Source organism: Arthrobacter sp. CMU6 (genome assembly GCF_059090205.1).
Genome location: NZ_JBNHFL010000011.1, coordinates 103,643 through 120,508, shown reverse-complemented (window position 1 = coordinate 120,508; position 16,866 = coordinate 103,643). Strand labels below are relative to the sequence as shown.

The 16,866-nt window shown below is 66.5% G+C and carries 18 protein-coding genes and 2 tRNA genes; 10 read left to right on the top strand and 10 right to left on the bottom strand.

Translation table 11 applies throughout. The features are described from left to right. Positions 1-6 precede the first annotated feature (6 nt). On the top strand, positions 7-804 hold the full coding sequence (locus tag AC5RWD_RS10055) for an HNH endonuclease family protein (protein ID WP_494019866.1): 798 nt from the start codon (positions 7-9) through the stop codon (positions 802-804). Positions 805-833: 29 nt separating this feature from the next. Here the strand turns inward: AC5RWD_RS10055 and def are convergent, their stop codons facing one another. The 3 genes from def to orn all read right to left on the bottom strand — a co-directional run bounded on the left by def (position 834) and on the right by orn (position 2,362). Beyond that, positions 834-1,406, bottom strand: coding sequence for a peptide deformylase (gene def / locus AC5RWD_RS10050; protein ID WP_306924111.1), 573 nt, complete (start codon positions 1,404-1,406; stop codon positions 834-836). A 123-nt stretch (positions 1,407-1,529) separates the two neighbouring features. Continuing rightward, a tRNA-His gene (locus AC5RWD_RS10045) sits at positions 1,530-1,602 on the bottom strand. A 130-nt stretch (positions 1,603-1,732) separates the two neighbouring features. Beyond that, positions 1,733-2,362, bottom strand: a complete 630-nt coding sequence (orn, locus tag AC5RWD_RS10040; RefSeq protein WP_494019883.1) for an oligoribonuclease — start codon at positions 2,360-2,362, stop codon at positions 1,733-1,735. A gap of 250 nt (positions 2,363-2,612) precedes the next feature. On the opposite strand from orn, the gene mptB reads away from it, so the two are divergent. Further along, positions 2,613-4,169, top strand: a complete 1,557-nt coding sequence (mptB, locus tag AC5RWD_RS10035; RefSeq protein ID WP_494019865.1) for a polyprenol phosphomannose-dependent alpha 1,6 mannosyltransferase MptB — start codon at positions 2,613-2,615, stop codon at positions 4,167-4,169. Here the strand turns inward: mptB and AC5RWD_RS10030 are convergent. The 3 genes from AC5RWD_RS10030 to AC5RWD_RS10020 are packed head-to-tail and all read right to left on the bottom strand — an operon-like array spanning position 4,162 to position 6,630. Then, complete coding sequence (locus tag AC5RWD_RS10030) at positions 4,162-4,848, bottom strand: DNA alkylation repair protein (RefSeq protein WP_494019864.1); 687 nt, start codon at positions 4,846-4,848, stop codon at positions 4,162-4,164. The genes mptB and AC5RWD_RS10030 overlap by 8 nt on opposite strands. 23 nt (positions 4,849-4,871) lie before the next feature. Beyond that, positions 4,872-5,486 carry a GNAT family N-acetyltransferase gene (locus AC5RWD_RS10025; RefSeq protein WP_494019863.1) on the bottom strand — a complete coding sequence of 205 codons (615 nt, stop codon included), beginning with the start codon at positions 5,484-5,486 and terminating at the stop codon, positions 4,872-4,874. 55 nt (positions 5,487-5,541) lie between these two features. Further along, entirely contained in the window at positions 5,542-6,630 is a 1,089-nt protein-coding gene (locus AC5RWD_RS10020) for a LacI family DNA-binding transcriptional regulator (RefSeq protein ID WP_494019862.1), read from the bottom strand. Positions 6,631-6,804: 174 nt separating this feature from the next. Here AC5RWD_RS10020 and AC5RWD_RS10015 point away from each other — a divergent pair, with 174 nt between their 5' ends. From AC5RWD_RS10015 to AC5RWD_RS10000, 4 genes are all read left to right on the top strand, one after another. Continuing rightward, positions 6,805-7,974 (top strand): Gfo/Idh/MocA family protein, encoded by a 1,170-nt coding sequence (locus tag AC5RWD_RS10015; RefSeq protein ID WP_494019861.1) that lies wholly within the window; start codon positions 6,805-6,807, stop codon positions 7,972-7,974. Further along, complete coding sequence (locus AC5RWD_RS10010) at positions 7,974-9,188, top strand: dihydrodipicolinate synthase family protein (protein WP_494019860.1); 1,215 nt, start codon at positions 7,974-7,976, stop codon at positions 9,186-9,188. Before AC5RWD_RS10015 ends, AC5RWD_RS10010 begins: the two co-directional genes overlap by 1 nt. Then, a complete protein-coding gene (locus tag AC5RWD_RS10005) occupies positions 9,185-10,042 on the top strand; it encodes a sugar phosphate isomerase/epimerase family protein (protein ID WP_494019859.1) in 858 nt (285 codons plus the stop codon). Before AC5RWD_RS10010 ends, AC5RWD_RS10005 begins: the two co-directional genes overlap by 4 nt. Positions 10,043-10,164: 122 nt before the next feature. After that, positions 10,165-10,596, top strand: coding sequence for an SRPBCC family protein (locus AC5RWD_RS10000; RefSeq protein ID WP_494019858.1), 432 nt, complete (start codon positions 10,165-10,167; stop codon positions 10,594-10,596). A gap of 23 nt (positions 10,597-10,619) precedes the next feature. On the opposite strand, the gene AC5RWD_RS09995 is transcribed toward AC5RWD_RS10000, so the two are convergent. Beyond that, complete coding sequence (locus AC5RWD_RS09995) at positions 10,620-11,096, bottom strand: LapA family protein (RefSeq protein WP_494019857.1); 477 nt, start codon at positions 11,094-11,096, stop codon at positions 10,620-10,622. A gap of 219 nt (positions 11,097-11,315) precedes the next feature. Continuing rightward, a tRNA-Arg gene (locus tag AC5RWD_RS09990) sits at positions 11,316-11,388 on the bottom strand. Positions 11,389-11,596: 208 nt separating this feature from the next. Between AC5RWD_RS09990 and AC5RWD_RS09985 the strand changes: the two genes are divergently transcribed. Genes AC5RWD_RS09985 through ettA form a run of 3 tightly spaced genes read left to right on the top strand, consistent with a single transcriptional unit; the run spans position 11,597 to position 14,552 of the window. Continuing rightward, positions 11,597-12,166, top strand: a complete 570-nt coding sequence (locus tag AC5RWD_RS09985; protein WP_494019856.1) for a single-stranded DNA-binding protein — start codon at positions 11,597-11,599, stop codon at positions 12,164-12,166. A 60-nt stretch (positions 12,167-12,226) separates the two neighbouring features. Continuing rightward, positions 12,227-12,826 (top strand): DUF6993 domain-containing protein, encoded by a 600-nt coding sequence (locus AC5RWD_RS09980; RefSeq protein ID WP_494019882.1) that lies wholly within the window; start codon positions 12,227-12,229, stop codon positions 12,824-12,826. Between the two features lie 43 nt (positions 12,827-12,869). Then, the gene (gene ettA, locus AC5RWD_RS09975) at positions 12,870-14,552 is read left to right on the top strand and encodes an energy-dependent translational throttle protein EttA (RefSeq protein WP_494019855.1); all 1,683 of its coding nucleotides are present in this window, start codon (positions 12,870-12,872) and stop codon (positions 14,550-14,552) included. Positions 14,553-14,625: 73 nt separating this feature from the next. Here ettA and AC5RWD_RS09970 read toward each other — a convergent pair whose 3' ends face one another. Next, positions 14,626-15,597: an acyl-CoA thioesterase gene (locus AC5RWD_RS09970; protein WP_494019854.1), complete on the bottom strand. Its 972-nt coding sequence runs from the start codon at positions 15,595-15,597 to the stop codon at positions 14,626-14,628. Between the two features lie 63 nt (positions 15,598-15,660). Here AC5RWD_RS09970 and AC5RWD_RS09965 point away from each other — a divergent pair, with 63 nt between their 5' ends. Next, complete coding sequence (locus tag AC5RWD_RS09965) at positions 15,661-16,323, top strand: DUF8185 domain-containing protein (protein WP_494019853.1); 663 nt, start codon at positions 15,661-15,663, stop codon at positions 16,321-16,323. Positions 16,324-16,392: 69 nt separating this feature from the next. Here AC5RWD_RS09965 and AC5RWD_RS09960 read toward each other — a convergent pair whose 3' ends face one another. Further along, the gene (locus tag AC5RWD_RS09960) at positions 16,393-16,866 is read right to left on the bottom strand and encodes a globin (protein WP_494019852.1); all 474 of its coding nucleotides are present in this window, start codon (positions 16,864-16,866) and stop codon (positions 16,393-16,395) included.

Sequence of the window (16,866 nt, the reverse complement as noted above, 5' to 3'; positions counted from 1 at the left end):
GCACCTGTGAGTGTCAGCTGGGCCGGCTACCGGCGGGCCCGCCGTCGCTGCCGGCAGGCCTGGGCGGTGCTGGGTGTCGCGGCGGTATCGGTGATCGCCGGCATTGTGTGGTTTTTCACGGCAGGCCAGTTCATTGCTGCCGAGCCAGCCGTGTCCGGACCCAGCGAGGCGCCGGTGTTCGATGGCGCCTGGATGAAGCCAGTAACACCCCCGAACCCGGTGCAGCCGGGCAGCGCGGCAGCCGCACTGGAAGCCTTGGCCGTGAAGGGCAGGGCATCAGGCAGCGACTACGACCGGTCCGCCTTCGGCCAGGCCTGGCAGGATGCCGACCACAACGGCTGCGATACCCGCAACGACATCCTGCGGCGGGACCTGCACGACGTTGCGTTCACCAGGGGATCAAAGTGCAAGGTTGCATCCGGCACCATGCATGAGCCGTACGTGGGTCTGATGGTCAGGTTCGTCCGCGGCGCAGATTCCAGTAAAGCCGTGCAGATCGACCACGTCGTTGCGCTGGGTGACGCCTGGCAGAAGGGGGCCCAGCAGCTGACGCCGCAGCAGCGGCAGAACCTTGCGAACGATCCGCTCAACCTCATTGCCGCGGACGGTGACGCCAACCAGGAGAAAAGCGCGTCGGACGCCGCCACCTGGCTGCCGAAGAACAAGGCACTCCGGTGCCACTATGTGGCACGGCAGATTTCGGTGAAGGCAGCCTACGGCCTCTGGGTCACCCAGCCGGAGAAGGAGGCCATGGCCCGGGTACTGGGCTCATGCCCTCAGCAGCAGACAGTCGTGCCCCGGTAAAGGCCTCGGCGGCAGCATCAGCGCCGGCATCAGTGGCCGAACGGGTCCGGGTCCACGCCCGGCATCCAGGTCAGGCCCGGGACGCCCCAGCCGCTCTTCTTTGCCTGCTTCATCGCCTTGCGCGCATACCTGTCGATGAGGCGGTTGACGTACAGCTTGCCGTCCAGGTGGTCGTATTCGTGCTGGATGATGCGGGCAAACCAGCCGGTCGCTTCGAAATCCACCGGCTTTCCGTGCCCGTCAAAGCCCTGCACCCGTACCCACTCGGCGCGCTTGAGCGGATACTGCTCACCGGGGAAGGAGAGGCAGCCCTCCACTTCCTCGTCCGGATCCGGCAGCGCCCCGGACACCTTGGAGAGGGTCAGCACGGGATTCACCACGGCGCCGGCCGGGGGAGCGCCGTCCTCGTTCTCGAACTTGTACACGAAGATCCGCTTGCCCACCCCGATCTGCGGCGCGGCCAGTCCGACGCCGTTCGCCTTGTCATTTGTCTCGAACATGTCGGCAATCAGCTGGCGAAGCCCGTCGTCGAACTCCTCCACCTCAGCAGCCCGGCGGTGCAGCACCGGCTCACCCCAGATGGTGATGGGCAAAACAGTCATGTCAGAGGATTCCTTCTGCGCTTTGCCGGGGGAGCCGGCTGAGGGTAAAACCAACAAAGGCCGCACCGGGTAACCGGTACGGCCTTTGTTGCTGGCCGGCAATGAACTGCCGTCCTCGGTGCGGGTGAGCGACGGGGGTTGAACCCGCGACCTCCTGGACCACAACCAGGCGCTCTGCCAACTGAGCTACGCCCACCATGTGCCCTGCGGATTGTCCGGTTTCCCGGCCTTCCGAAAAGGCAACGACAAATAGCTTACCTGCTGTTGGGGGATGCTTTTGCCACTTTTGGCTGTTTCGGCAAAATTTTCCTCAAACGTGGCGCAGATTACTTTCCGGGCTGCTGCGCTGTGGGCGGCGGAACGCTTTCCGCGACCTGCTGCTCCACGGCCGAAGGCGACGACGAGATGCGCTGGGAGATCTTCTGGGCCGTGGCGCTGTCCGGTCCGGGCGCCGGTACGAAGACGGCTTCCCGGTAGTACCTGAGTTCGTCGATGGAATCCTTGATGTCCCCGAGGGCGCGGTGGCCGCCGAGTTTCGCCGGCGCCTGGAAGTAGGCGCGTGCGTACCAGCGCCGGGACAGTTCCTTGATGGTGCTGACGTCGATAATGCGGTAGTGCAGGTGCTCCACCACCGAGGGCATGTCCCGCGCGAGGAAGACCCGGTCCGTTCCCACCGAGTTGCCGGCGAGGGGCGCCTTGCGGGGATCGGGAACCCACTTGCGGATGTAGTCCAGCACCAGCGCCTCTGCCTCGGCCATTGTTTTCCCGGCCGGAAGCTCGTTCAGCAGACCTGACCGGGTGTGCATGTCCCGGACGAAGTCGTTCATCTGCGCGAGGGCGGCGTCGTCCGGCTTGATCACCACGTCCACCCCGTCGCCGAGGATGTTGAGTTCGGAGTCGGTCACCAGGGCCGCGACCTCGATCAGGGCGTCGTTGACGCTGTCGAGGCCGGTCATTTCGCAGTCGATCCAGACGATGCGTTCGTTAGTAATAGGCACCCGATCAGCCTACCGTTTAGCCACGTGCAAGCCTTGGAGAGGCGCTCCGGTGCTAATATTTCGGGTACGTGGCAACGCCTTATTGCGGCGGCCGCGTCCCCGGCGCCGCCCAATCGGCTGGCCGCTCAGCTTGGCTGCAGATGGGGCAGCACGCCCAAAAGAGACATGCCTAAAGAGATAGGCGCAGAAGAGATTGGACGATCCTGAGATGACGGCGCCTGTGCCTGCGATAGGGGAAACGGCCACCGGCACTTCCACGGACCCGGCCCGGCCGGAAGTGGACAACCCGCGCTCGCCGATCCTCTCGGGCTTCATCGGTTCCATGTTTCTGCTCGTCGGCTCCCTCGGCGTCGGCTGGCTCGCGCCCGTCTCGGAGCTGCGGCGAATGCCGCTGTTCATCTGGATGCGCACCGAGGCGTTCGGCGTCGGGCTTTCCATTGTGCTGCTTGCGGTGGGCGGCATGCTGCTGGTCCGGGCGTGGCTCAGGCTTGGCCAGCACATCCACGTGTGGGGCCGGGAGGCCCGCAAGGCCACTCTGCAGGCCGTCGTCGCGTGGGGCCTTCCCATGATGTTCACCGTCCCGCTGTTCAGCCGCGACGTCTACGCGTACATCGGCCAGGGCCGGCTGATGGTGGAGGGCTTCAACCCCTACGAGAACGGCATCTCGGCGCTGTCCAACTACTTCCAGCTGGGCGCGGACAAGATGTGGACGGAGGCCCCGGTTCCCTACGGCCAGGTGTTTTTGTGGATCGAGCAGTTCGTGGTCTGGTCCACCAATGTCCACCCGGAAGCCAGCATCATGCTGTTCCGCCTGGCCGCCGTGGCGGGCGTGGTGCTCTGCATCGTCTACGTCCCCAAGCTTGCCGAGCTGCACGGGGTCAATCCGCACCGTGCTCTGTGGCTGACAGCGGCCAATCCGCTCTTCCTGACCAATTTCATCGCCAGCGTCCACAACGATTCGCTCATGATCGGGCTCGCCCTCGCCGGCCTGTACTACTGCGCCACGCGCCGGGTCATTTTCGGTCTTGTCCTCGTCACGGCCTCCATCGCGGTGAAGCCGATCACCGTGGTGTTCCTTCCGTTCATCGGCCTGCTGTGGGCCGGCAAGGGGGCCAGCTGGCCCCGGAAGTTTCTGTTCTGGGCCCTGACGGCCGGAATCAGCGTTGCCCTGCTCTACCTGATGAGCCTCGTGAACGGCTTTGGGTTTGGCTGGATCAACGGCCTCTCGGCGCCCGGGAGCGTCTGGATCTGGTACGCCCCCGTGGGGCTGCTCGGCCTCGTGGTGGCATCCATCGCCAATGCGTTCAGCCTGGACGGCTGGGGGCTGGCCAAATGGGTTTATGACGCCGGCAAGCTCCTCGCCGTGGGCATCGTCGCCTGGCAGATTTTCCGGGGCGAACACGACCGCCTCATGCGCCGCCTGACGCTCGCCTTCGCGGCCGTTGTGGTGCTGGCGCCCATGATCCAGTCCTGGTATGTGGTGTGGCTGATTCCGCTGTTCGCCGTCACGGGCATCCGTGACGACTGGCAGGTCAAGGCCCTGTACTTCATCGTTTCCTTCTTCATGGTCTATGCCATCTCGGACCAGCTGGAAGTCTTCCCCTACCTGCAGACCGAGGACCTGGGTCTCGCGCTTGCCCTGGCCCGCAACGCAGCCGCCATCATCGCCCTGCTGTTTGCGCTGTACCTGATCTTCCTTGACCGCAGCACCAAGCTGCTTTTCAGCAAGGCGGACCAGCCCGTGACGGTGCGGCCAGTTATCTGACCGGCAGGTTTTTCAGGGCTTCCCTGCGCGAGAGCGGGCTGAGCGACGCGCCGTTCCTGGCCACGAACCCCAGGACCCATTCCGGATCCGTTTTGGCGTACTCACGCAGCGCCCACCCGATAGCCTTGCGGATAAAGAATTCCTTGTCGGCAAGGTTGGCCTCGATGACCGAGGTGAGCAGGCCGGTATCCGTCTGGGATTTGGCTCCCAGCTGGGCCGTAATCGACGCCCGCCGGATCCAGAAGTCCGGATCGACGCTCCACTGGAGCAGGACGCGGGTAAGTTCCTCCCGGTGGGCCTTGAGCAGTGCGCCGATCCGATGGGCCACCCCGTCCACATAGTCCCAGGCTGAGCCTGTTCGGATGATCTCCTCATACACCGGCAGCATCCGCGGGTCTCCGGCCACGCTCCGCAGCCCGGTCAGGTCGATCGCCGCGTAGCGTTCCTCGCGGTAGCGGGCTTCACGCCACAGGACGAGCACCGTTGACCGCAGGTCTTCGGCAGTTTCAAAGGGATGGGCAGCGGCCACGGCCTTGACTGTCCTGCGCACCTCCGGCACGCGGACGCCGAGGGATGGCGTTGCGGACTTCATGTAGGCCTGCGCCGCGGCGCCGCGGATCGGGTCTGCCACCGCCCGCAGTTCGGAGCGGATCACCTCCAGCACCACTTCGTTTGCCATGCTGCCAAGATAACCGGTCCGCGTCATGCCACCTGCAGCCGCACGACGGCCCGGCCGGGAACAGCGTCGCTGACCACCTCGAACCCGGCGGCCAGGAACAGCCCGAGAGTGCCCTGGTACAGATCCGGTGGGCCGGCCTTCGGCCGTTGCGCGGGATCCACCGGATACCCTTCCACAGCGGCGGCACCATTGGCGCGCGCGTGGTCGACGGCGGCAGCGAGCAGGGCGGCGGCCACGCCGCTGCGCCGGTGGCCGGGAGCGACGACGAAACAGCTCACCGACCACACGCTTTCGTCGCTGTTGGTGTCGCCGGTGACCGACTCGCCGGCCGCCTTGAACACCTGGGAACGGAGGATCCGCGGGTAGCAGTGCCGCGGCTCCACGGCGCACCAGCCGACGGCGGAACCGCCGCGGTACGCCAGGACACCCGGTGCCGGCCCGCCGCCGTCGAACTTGTCTTTAAGCTGTGCCTTGCGGTCAGCGGTCGGCGTGGCGGCAAAGCTGGCGCCCGGCAGGGCAAAGAACCGGCACCAGCAGCGTGAGGGCTCGCCGCGGACGCCGAACAGTTGCTCGACGGCGGGCCATTCAGCGGCCGCTGTGGTGATGCCGTCCGTTGCCTCCTGTGAAGGGTCTGTCATGGCCGCCTTCCCTTGCCGTCGGGGACTGTCGAGTTACGGGACCATCTTCTTGAAGTTATGAAGCCGGTTCGCCGGCCGGCTCGGTGCTCCGGCGGAGCGTCACCTCGCCCGTAACCCCGACGGTGGCGGCGGCCGTTTCGCCGGAACCGGCGCCGGGCACTGCCAGCCGGCCGATCTCCTCCAGGGGCAGGCGGACAGTGGAGAGGGCCGGCCGGAAGTCGCGAAGGGTTTCGATGTCGTCAAACCCGGCGATGGCGGCGTCCCGGGGGATCCGCAGCCCCCTGGAACGCAGCGCGGCCGTGGCGCCGATCGCCATGACGTCGTTGACGGCGAAGATACAGAGCCGGGGCCGTCCGGCATCAGGACCAGGCTCTCCGCTGCCGTGCGCGCCGATGCGGGCTGCGAGTTCCAGGCCCGCCTCGTAACCGCCCGTGCGGTCGAATCCGGTGTGCAGGACGTCCGCCGGTGCCAGCCCGGCGTCTGCCAGGCCGCGCTGGAAACCGCGAACCCGGTCGTCGGAGGTCAGGAGCCCCTCCGGACCGGCTATGATCACGAACTCCCCGGCATGTGAGCTGGCCAGTTCCCGGGCGAGGGCGGCGGCGAGATCCTCGTTTGGAACCTCAACCACGTGATATCCCTCATCGGATTCGGCACCCACGACGGCGTGGCCCACCACGCCCACCCGGCCGCCGTTGCGGCAGTAGCGGTCGAGCTCGGCAGCCAGTTCCGCGTTGCCCTGCCTGTCCGCCGTCCGCGCAGACCGCGACCCCGCGATCACGATCGAGTCCGCCCGGCGCGCGGCAAAGGCCGCCACGGCCGCGCGCTCGTCGGCGGGGCTGCCCGCCGTGGTGGCCAGCAGCACCATCTTGTTCTGGTGCCGGGCCGCGGCCTGGACGCCGCGGGCGATGGCGGAGAAGTAGGGGTCGGCAATGTCGTGCACGATCAGTCCGATGAGGCCGGAGCTCGACTTGGCGAGGCCCTGGGCCTGGGCGTTGGGGATGTAGCCCAGGGAGTCCGCGGCCTTCCGGACACGCTCCGCGATGTCAGGTCCGGGGGTCCTCGCCGAACCGTTCAGGACCCGGCTGGCGGTGGCAGGGGAGACTCCGGCCAGGCGGGCTACTTCGGTCAGCGTGCTTGCAGCCACAGGCGCAACTCCTCTTCAACAGGCCCCAGTCTCGGGAAACTCGGCTGATGCTCACATTATCGCAGTTGAAGAAAAGTCTGGAAAGCGCTTGCCAGATCGGTTCTGGTTATTCACTATGGAAGCAGGGGGAATGCGCTTTCCGATTTGCCGAACACCACGACTGAATGAGGACTCATGGGCTTCGAAACAAAGACGATCCGTATCGCCATGAACGGCATCACTGGCCGGATGGGCTACCGCCAGCACCTGCTGCGCTCCATCCTCCCGATCCGCGACGCCGGCGGCTTCACCCTGGAGGACGGCACCAAGGTCCAGGTCGAGCCGGTCCTCGTCGGCCGCAATGAAGCAAGAATCCGGGAGCTGGCAGAGCTTCACAAGATTTCGGAATGGACCACCGACCTTGACGGCGTGATCAACGACCCCACTGTCGACGTCGTCTTCGACGCCTCGATGACCAGCCTGCGGGCCGCAACCCTGAAGAAAGCCATGTCAGCCGGCAAGCACATCTTCACCGAGAAGCCGACGGCGGAAACCCTCGAGGAGGCCATCGAGCTGGCCCGCATCGGCAAGGAAGCCGGGGTCACCGCCGGCGTCGTGCACGACAAGCTGTACCTCCCCGGGCTGGTCAAGCTGCGCCGCCTTGTGGATGAAGGGTTCTTCGGCCGGATCCTGTCCATCCGCGGCGAGTTCGGCTACTGGGTTTTCGAGGGTGACGTGCAGGCGGCCCAGCGCCCGTCCTGGAACTACCGCAAGGAAGACGGCGGCGGAATGACCACGGACATGTTCTGCCACTGGAACTATGTCCTGGAAGGCACCATCGGCAAGGTCAAGAGCGTCAATGCCAAGACCGCCACCCACATCCCCACCCGGTGGGACGAGGCCGGCACGGAATACAAGGCAACGGCAGACGACGCCTCCTACGGCATCTTCGAGCTGGAAACGCCCGCCGGAGACGAGGTCATTGGCCAGATCAACTCCTCGTGGGCTGTCCGGGTCTACCGTGACGAGCTGGTCGAGTTCCAGGTTGACGGCACGCACGGATCCGCCGTTGCAGGCCTGAACAAGTGCGTCGCCCAGCAGCGGGCCCACACCCCCAAGCCTGTCTGGAACCCGGACCTTCCGGTGACAGAGTCCTTCCGCAGCCAATGGCAGGAAGTCCCGGCCAACGCCGAGCTGGACAACGGCTTCAAGCTGCAGTGGGAAGAATTCCTGCGCGACGTCGTCGCCGGCCGCGAACACCGCTTCGGGCTGCTCTCGGCCGCCCGCGGCGTGCAGCTCGCCGAACTCGGCCTGCAGTCCAGCGCCGAACGCCGCACCATCGATATCCCGGAGATCACGCTCTGATGACGTCGCTGATCCTTCCCACGTCCGACGGCGGAACCCGGGAGTACCGGCTCCGCTCCGCCACCGCCTGGGCCAAGCCAACGGCCCCGCTGACGTCCCGCCGGGCGTACGCGGCGGCCCACGTCATCCCCGAGGTCACTGCCGACAACACCCCCGGCGCTCCGGCGCGGCTCGACTGGGAGGCCACCCTGGCCTACCGGCACGAGCTGTGGTCCTACGGGCTCGGAGTCGCCGACGCGATGGATACTGCCCAGCGGGGTATGGGCCTGGACTGGGCCGCCACCCAGCAGCTGATCAAGCGCACCGGCGCCGAGGCGGCTTCCGTGGTCCGTGCCGGCGGGGCAGACACTGGCGGTATGACGGTCCGGGACTTGGTGTCCTGCGGCGCCGGCACCGACCAGCTTGATCTCACCACACTGCCCTCCGGCGAAGCCGGCCTGCAGGCTGTCCTCGCCGCCTACCGCGAGCAGGCCGCCGTCGTCAGCGAAGCCGGGCCCAAGGTGATCCTCATGGCCTCCAGGGCACTGGCCCAGGTGGCGACCGGCCCCGAGGACTACCTGAAGGTCTACTCCACACTGCTGCAGGAGGCCGACCAGCCGGTCATCCTGCACTGGCTCGGCACCATGTTCGATCCCGCTCTTGCCGGCTACTGGGGCTCGGACAACATCTCCGTCGCCACCCGGACGTTCCTCTCCCTCATCCGCGAGAACGCCGACAAGGTGGACGGCGTCAAGGTTTCTCTCCTGGACGCTTCGCATGAAATCGCGCTGCGTGCGGAACTTCCCCAGGGGGTCCGCCTCTACACCGGCGACGACTTCAACTACCCGGAGCTGATCGACGGCGACGGCACTCTCCACTCGGATGCCCTGCTGGGGATCTTTGCGGCAATCTATCCGGCCGCGTCCGCGGCGCTGCAGAGCTACGACGCCGGCGATGCCGCAAAAGCGCGGGCGATACTGGATTCCACCCGGGAACTGGGCAAGCATATCTTCAGCGCTCCCACGTTCTACTACAAGACCGGAATCGCCTTCCTGTCCTGGCTCAACGGCAAGCAGCCGGGCTTCCAGATGGTTGGCGGGCTGCACTCGGGCCGTTCCGTAGTGCACTTGGCGAAGACCTTCGAACTGGCCGACGAAGCCGGGCTGCTGAAGGATCCCGCCCTCGCAGCGTTCCGGATGTCCGATTTCCTTCGCATCAACGGGGTGGGAGTATGACCTTCAATTCAGAACCGTCGCCTTTTTCACGGCTTTCCCTCAACAGCGCCACCACCAAGAAATGGACGCTCGCCGAGGCTGTTGACGGCTGCGCCCGGGCGGGCATCCCGGCCATCGGGCCCTGGCGGGACATCGTGGCCGAGGCCGGGCTGGACAAGGCAGCGAAGCTGATCAAGGATGCCGGGCTTCGGGTTTCCTCACTGTGCCGCGGCGGGTTCCTCACGGCTCCGGACGCCGACGGGCAGGCGGCAGCGCTCGCCGACAACCGGGCCGCGATCCTCGAAGCCGTGGCACTGGATACGCAGGAACTGTTCCTCGTGGTGGGGAGCCTGGCGCCGGGGGAGAAGGACGTTGTGGCTGCCCGGGAGCGTATGGCTGACCGGCTCGAGGATCTGGTCCCGTTCGCCGTCGAGCACGGCGTCCGGCTGGTGCTTGAACCCCTGCACCCGATGTACGCTGCCGACCGCGCGCTCATCTCCACGCTGGGGCAGGCACTGGATCTGGCGGCGCCCTACGAGGCCCGGGCGGTGGGGGTGGCCGTCGACACCTTCCACGTCTGGTGGGATCCGGAGCTGAAAGCCCAGATCGAGCGCGCCGGCAGGGAGAACCGGATCGCCTCCTACCAGGTGTGCGACTTCAACCTGCCGATCGCGGCGGATGCGCTGCTGTCCCGGGGAATGATGGGCGACGGCGTCATCGACTTTGCGACCATCGGCACCTGGGTCCGGGACGCCGGCTATACCGGCGACATCGAAGTGGAAATCTTCAACCAGGAGATCTGGGACGCCAATGGCGACGACGTCCTGACCAGAATGAAGGACCGCTACGCGGAACTGGTGCAGCCGTTCGCCTGAGCCTGCGGCGGGCGCTGGCTGGGGCCGGTCCCCGACGCGGGACCGGACCCAGCTCCGTCTGGCCCCGGTGCCCTTACCTCGGTGCCTTTCCGCGGGTAGGGTGGCGCCAGGAGGGGGAAACCATGGACAGACAATTCAGGGACGCCTTGGCGAACATTGTTGTCGCCGCACAGCCGGAGCGGGTCTGGAAGGCGCTGACGGATCCGGCCGACGTCAAGGAATACTTTCTCGGCACGCACGTCACCTCCACCTGGCGGGAAGGTGAACCTGTGACGTTCGAGGGGGAGTGGCAGGGCAAGTCCTATCAGGACAAGGGGACCGTGCTGGAAGCCCGTCCCAACGAACTTTTGCGCATCACCCACTACAGCCCTTTATCGGGACTTCCCGACGAGCCGGGGAATTACCACACGGTGGAGTATGCTCTGGAGCCTGTGGCGGAAGGCACCCGGGTCAGTATCACCCAGAGCAACAACAAGAGTGACGGCGAGGCCGCGGAGTCGGAAAAGCTGTGGGCCATGGTGCTTGGCAACCTCAAGGAATACCTGCAGGACTGACGGCGTCGCCTGGGCGTACAGCTCTACCGCTTTCGGCTGGCCTGAACCCGGCGCCGGTGCGCAGCAGCGCGCAGCTGGATGATCCGGGCTGCGCCGGCCATGGCCACGAGGACCCCGCCGCCGACCGCCGCGATGAAGAGCGACATCCCCAGCGACACCGCCCCCTCCAGGCCGAAAAACTTCACCTGAACGAGCTCCTGGTTCTGCAGGATAAAGGCAATCAGCAGCACCAGCACCACCAGCGCCGAAGCCACTGCCGCCCAGATCATCCCGGCACGGGTCACGCGCCGCTCGGGCTCCACCGTGGCCGGCTGCGGTGACGCAGTTCCGTCGTAACCGGGGATGGCGGCGGTGCCCGGATGCCGCCCCGCCGCACCCTCCGCCGCGCCCGCTGGAGTAGGGTCAAGGGGCGCCGGGGTGCCTGGCTGACCTGCCGCCGGGACCTCAGGCCGTGGCGTCTCCGGCTCGGTGGGGTTTCCGCCGGACTGGCTGTGCTGCATGCGGGTGTTCCTTCCTCGACGGCGGTCCAAGTAGGGCCGGCCTGTTCAAATCGCCGCAAATCGCCGGCGCCCACTTCGATCATAGGCACAGTCCGGCCGCAATAGTAAGCATGCTTGGCAATTGACGCCGGGCAAAGAAAAACACCCCGGTCCGAAGACCGGGGTGTAACCGATGACTCGACTCATCCGTAAAGGATGTCTCGACCCACCACCACAACGCGCCCCAGGAGGGAATCGAACCCCCGACCGGCGGATTAGAAGGCCGCTGCTCTATCCCCTGAGCTACTGGGGCAATGGCTGGCCGCCACATTGCTGGCGCCTAAAAAGTCTACATTGACTTGTGCGCTGTCAGCGTCAGGCGCCGGGCTGTTTTGCCCTTCCGTTACGCGCTTCCCCGGCCGGTTTTCCACATACGGAACTTCGCCTCTCGCTGTCCGTCTGCTGCCGGTTGATGCTTGAAATGCCTGCTAGGGCATGACACTTCGAGACAGGACACCAACATGACCGACACCATTACCGTCCGAGGCTTCGTTGCCACGGAGATCCGCAGTTCCACCACTCCCGGAGGGGTTCCCACCGCCTCATTCCGCCTCGGTTCAGCCGAACGTCGGTTTGACAAGGCCGCCAACGCCTGGGTGGACGGCAACATCAACTGGTTCACCGTCCAGGGATACCGGCAGCTGGCCGGAAACATCGGCTGCAGCATCAAGAAGGGCCAGCGCGTCATCATCGTGGGCAAGCTGAAGATGCGCAGCTGGGAGAAGGAGGGCCGCGTCTACCACGACGCCGAGATCGACGCGGATGCCGTGGGCCACGACCTCAAGTGGGGCACCGCCAACTTCCTCCGCAATTCCGGCAACCCGCAGGCCGCTGACGGCGTCGGTCCCGCGAACGGGGACCGCAGCACTCCCGGCCCCTCAGGCGCTGGCGACGACGGTGTCGATGATGACCGGATGGAGGATGACGAAGCCGAGGAGGATGCGGCCGCGGCAGGAATCTTCGTCGATGACGCCGGTGACGAGCTGGAACTCGATCCCGAAACGGGAGAGCTTACCGGAGCAGCTGCCTGAACGCCCGTGGCGTGCGGCACCACACCCCCTGGCGGTGCCGCATGGCAGAATGGCAGCGTGATGCGAGCGATGACACTCCAGCGGAACAAGGCATTCCGCGGCAAGGCCACCGGTGTCCGGGAAAATGCCAAGAGGGTTACGGGCCGGCTCGCAGTGGCGGCTGTAGTGCTCTCGGCGCTCGCCTCCTGCACGGCCTCCGGAGACCAGGCGACGGTAAGCCCGGCGGCCGAAGGACAGGCCCCCGCAGGAAATGCGGCCACGCAGCCGGCCACGGCAGCATCGGCTTCAGTGTCAGCCTCGGCAATTCCCTCAGCACCTGCCCCGGCTTCCAGTGCTCCTGTCTCCAGTGCGCCCGCCGCCGCCGGGGCCACGGCCGCGCTTCAGAAGACCATGACCGAGGTCCTGGGAAGAGTTGTCGCAGCCAACCCCAAGCCGGCCACGGCAGACATCACAGCGGCGCTCACGGCGGCAGGCGTTCCGGCGAGGAGCCTGGAGGTCTCGGCGGGGCGCACGCCCACCGGACTGGAGGTGGATTCCATGGAAGCGGCGGCGGTCCAGGCAAAGGAATGCGTGATCGGCCAGATCCGCGAGGGAAAGGTGACGGTTACCGTCTTGCCGGCGCTGTCCAGCGGGAAGTGCTTCGTCGGAGCCGCGGGCTGACGCGAATGTGAGATATGCCCGCCAACCCATTAGATTTGGAACCATGGCGGAATTTATCTACACAATGACCAAGGCCCGAAAGGCTGTTGGCGAAAAACTTATTCTCGACGACGTAAGCATGTCCTTCTTCCCGGGCGCCAAGATTGGTGTTGTTGGCCCCAACGGTGCCGGTAAGTCCACCATCCTGAAAATCATGGCCGGCCTGGACACCCCCTCCAACGGCGAGGCCCGGCTGAGCCCCGGCTACACCGTGGGCATCCTGCTACAGGAGCCGCCGCTGAACGAGGAGAAAACCGTCCTGGGCAACGTCCAGGAAGGCGTGGGCGAGATCTTCGGCAAGATCCAGCGCTTCAACGCCATCTCCGAGGAGATGGCCAGCCCGGACGCGGACTACGACTCACTCCTCGAGGAGATGGGCCACCTGCAGGAAGCCATCGACTCCGCCGACGCCTGGGACCTGGACTCCCAGCTCGAGCAGGCCATGGACGCCCTCCGCTGCCCGCCGGCCGACGCGGATGTCACCCTGCTCTCCGGTGGTGAGCGCCGCCGCGTGGCCCTCTGCAAGCTGCTCCTGCAGAAGCCGGACCTCCTGCTCCTTGACGAGCCCACCAACCACCTCGACGCCGAGAGCGTGCTGTGGCTGGAACAGCACCTCTCCACGTACGAGGGCGCTGTCCTCGCCGTCACCCACGACCGGTACTTCCTGGACCACGTCGCGGAATGGATCGCCGAGGTGGACCGCGGCCACCTGTACCCCTACGAGGGCAACTACTCCACCTACCTGGAGAAGAAGCGCGCCCGCCTGGAAATCCAGGGCAAGAAGGACGCCAAGCAGGCCAAGCGTCTCGCCGACGAGCTCGAGTGGGTCCGCTCCAACGCCAAGGGCCGGCAGACCAAGTCCAAGGCGCGTCTGGCACGCTACGAGGAAATGGCGGCCGAGGCTGACCGCACCCGGAAGCTGGACTTCGAAGAGATCCAGATCCCGCCGGGACCGCGCCTGGGCGGCCTGGTTCTTGAGGCCAAGAACCTGCAGAAGGGCTTCGACGACCGCACCCTGATCGACGGACTGTCCTTCTCCCTGCCGCGCAACGGAATCGTCGGCGTCATCGGCCCGAACGGTGTGGGCAAGTCCACGCTGTTCAAGACCATCGTGGGCCTTGAACCCCTCGACGGCGGCGAGCTGAAGATCGGTGACTCGGTCAAGATCTCCTACGCCGACCAGAGCCGCGGCGGCATCGACCCCAACAAGACCCTCTGGGAGGTCGTGTCCGACGGCCTGGACTTCATCCAGGTGGGCAACGTCGAAATGCCGTCCCGCGCCTACGTTGCGGCGTTCGGCTTCAAGGGACCGGACCAGCAGAAGAAGGCAGGCGTGCTCTCCGGTGGTGAGCGCAACCGGCTGAACCTGGCGCTGACCCTCAAGCAGGGCGGAAATCTGCTCCTGCTCGACGAACCGACCAACGACCTCGACGTTGAAACCCTCAGCAGCCTGGAAAACGCGCTGCTGGAGTTCCCGGGCTGCGCCGTCGTGGTCTCGCACGACCGCTGGTTCCTCGACCGGGTGGCCACCCACATCCTCGCCTACGAAGGTGACGAGGAGAACCCGTCGAAGTGGTACTGGTTCGAGGGCAACTTCGAATCCTACGAGGAGAACAAGGTGCAGCGCCTCGGTCCCGACGCCGCCAAGCCGCACCGTGTCACGCACCGCCGCCTCACCCGCGACTAATCACGCGCTGAGCACGAAAAAGGCCGGCCCCGGGATCACACCCGGGGCCGGCCTTTTTCGTATCCGGAGCGAGTCAGGCCTTGCGCATCTGGTGCTGCAGGATCTTGGTCTGGACCGCGCCGGCCACTTTGCTCTTGATGTCCGTCGGAACCCGGACCATGCCTTCCTGCGCCACAGAGGCCACGTGCAGGCCCTCGCGGTTGAAGATCTTGCCGGTCGCGAGACCGCGGGCTCCCTGGGCGCTGGGGGACTCCTGGACGTACAGGAGCCACTCGTCCACGCGGACGGGGCGGTGCCACCACATGGCGTGGTCGAGGCTCGCCACGCTCATGCCAGGCGTGATCCAGCTCAGCCCGTGCTTGCGGAGGATCGACTCGAGCAGCGTGTAGTCGCTGGCGTAGGCCAGCGCGGCGCGGTGCGTGTTGGCGTTGTCCGGCATGGGGCTGAAGGTCTTCATCCACACGGCGTTGCGTGCTTCCTTCTTTCCCGTGGCCGCCACATACAGGGCAGGATCCACGTGGCGGATGTCGAAGGGCCGTTCGTACGCCCAGTGCCGGGCGACGGGATGGTCGAACTTGCCCAGCAGGTCGGCGGTGCTGGGGAGCGTCTCAGGATCGGGGATTCCGGCGGGCATCTCGGACTGGTGCTCAATTCCCTCGTCGACGGCCTGGAACGAGGCGATCATCGACAGGATCGGCGTGCCGTCCTGGTAGGCGTGCACGCGCCGGGCCGAGAACGAGCGGCCGTCCCTCAGGCGCTGGACCCCGAAGGTAATGGGTTTGTTCGCGTCGCCAGGCCGGAGGAAGTAGCCGTGCATGGAATGGACGGTGCGTTCCTCGTCCACGGTGCGCATTCCCGCGATCAGGGACTGGGCCAGGACCTGGCCGCCGAAGACGCGCTGGTGCGGCTGGCGCTGCGACGGACCCATAAAAATGTCCTCGTCGGTGCGGGCGCCTTCCAGCTCGCCGAGGTCAAGCAGGTCCAGCAGCGAGTTCGTGGGGTCGTTCGTGGGCAAGGCCTGCAATCCGGCGTCCGCTTCAGTCATGGTTTGACTCTAGACGGCGGCCCGGCACCGCTCAACCGAGACCCAGCCGGTAGTGTTCTTAACGTGTCTGATCTCCTTACCCAGTCTTTCCGCTTCGCTGACCCCCGCGACCTCGCCGATCTGAAGACCTTCGTCACCCGTGCCAAGGCCATCGATGACGGCGCCATCCGCCTGCAGGCCGCCGGCACGGTACTGGCCGCCTACGTCTGCGTGCTCCGCCCCCGGATCCTGGGGGAGTCCACCCCCACCATTCTCGGCCTGCGCACCATGGGACTGGCAGAGCCGTCCGCCGTCGACGTCACGGTTCCGCTCGCGGCTGTCCTGGACCGGCTGGCCCGCGCCGGCGAGAACGACGCCGATCTGCCGGTCCCGCCGTCGACCGTCACCGAATCATGGGCCGGCGTGGGCGCGCCGCGCAGCGGCTGGGAACTGGTGGACACCGTGCCCGACGCCGAACTGCGGCAGGCCGCCGAAGCCGGCATCGCCGAGGTGGCAGGCATCGTCCCGGACCAGCCCGGAGCCATGATCGTGAACAATGCCCGGGCCACCGTCTGGGGGCGCGGGCTCGAGGAACGGCACGGCGTGCCGGCTGGAGCGGCGTTCGCCGCCCTCGCCTTGGGATTCCTGGGCGGGGACGAACAGAAGCTCTACCGCTCCGGGCGCTGGTTCCGGCTCAGCGGCAGCCGTGGACACGTGCTGGCACGGACGGGCGCCGGCCTGCTTTAGGCGGGGACGATTCCCGGCCGACCAGCACAGCCACCAATACAGCAGCCCGGTAGAAAACGAGCCCCGGTACTAGCCCTGCGCGTCGGACGGGCTGTTCACCATGGAGAGCGCAGCGCGTTCCATGTAGTCCCACAGCGTGCCCTCATGCAGCGGCGGCAGCTCCAGGGAATCGACTGCTGTCCGCATGTGGTGCAGCCACCGGTCCTTGGCCTCGGGCGTCACCCGGAACGGCATGTGGCGCATCCGCAGCCGGGGATGGCCGCGCTCCTCGCCATACGTGGTGGGCCCGCCCCAGTACTGCTCCAGGAACATCAGGAAGCGCCGCTTGGCCGGGCCCAGATCCTCTTCCGGATACATGGGGCGCAGCAGCGGATCGGTGGCAACGCCGTCGTAAAAGACGTCGATGAGCTTCACGAACGTCTCATGGCCGCCGACGGCGTCATAGAAGTTGTCCGTGTAGCCGGGCTGGCTGAAGGGGTCGTTGCGCATCAGCGGCTTGCGGACGCCCGGCTCCGGCGGGGTGGGGAGGGATGGAATGGTCAT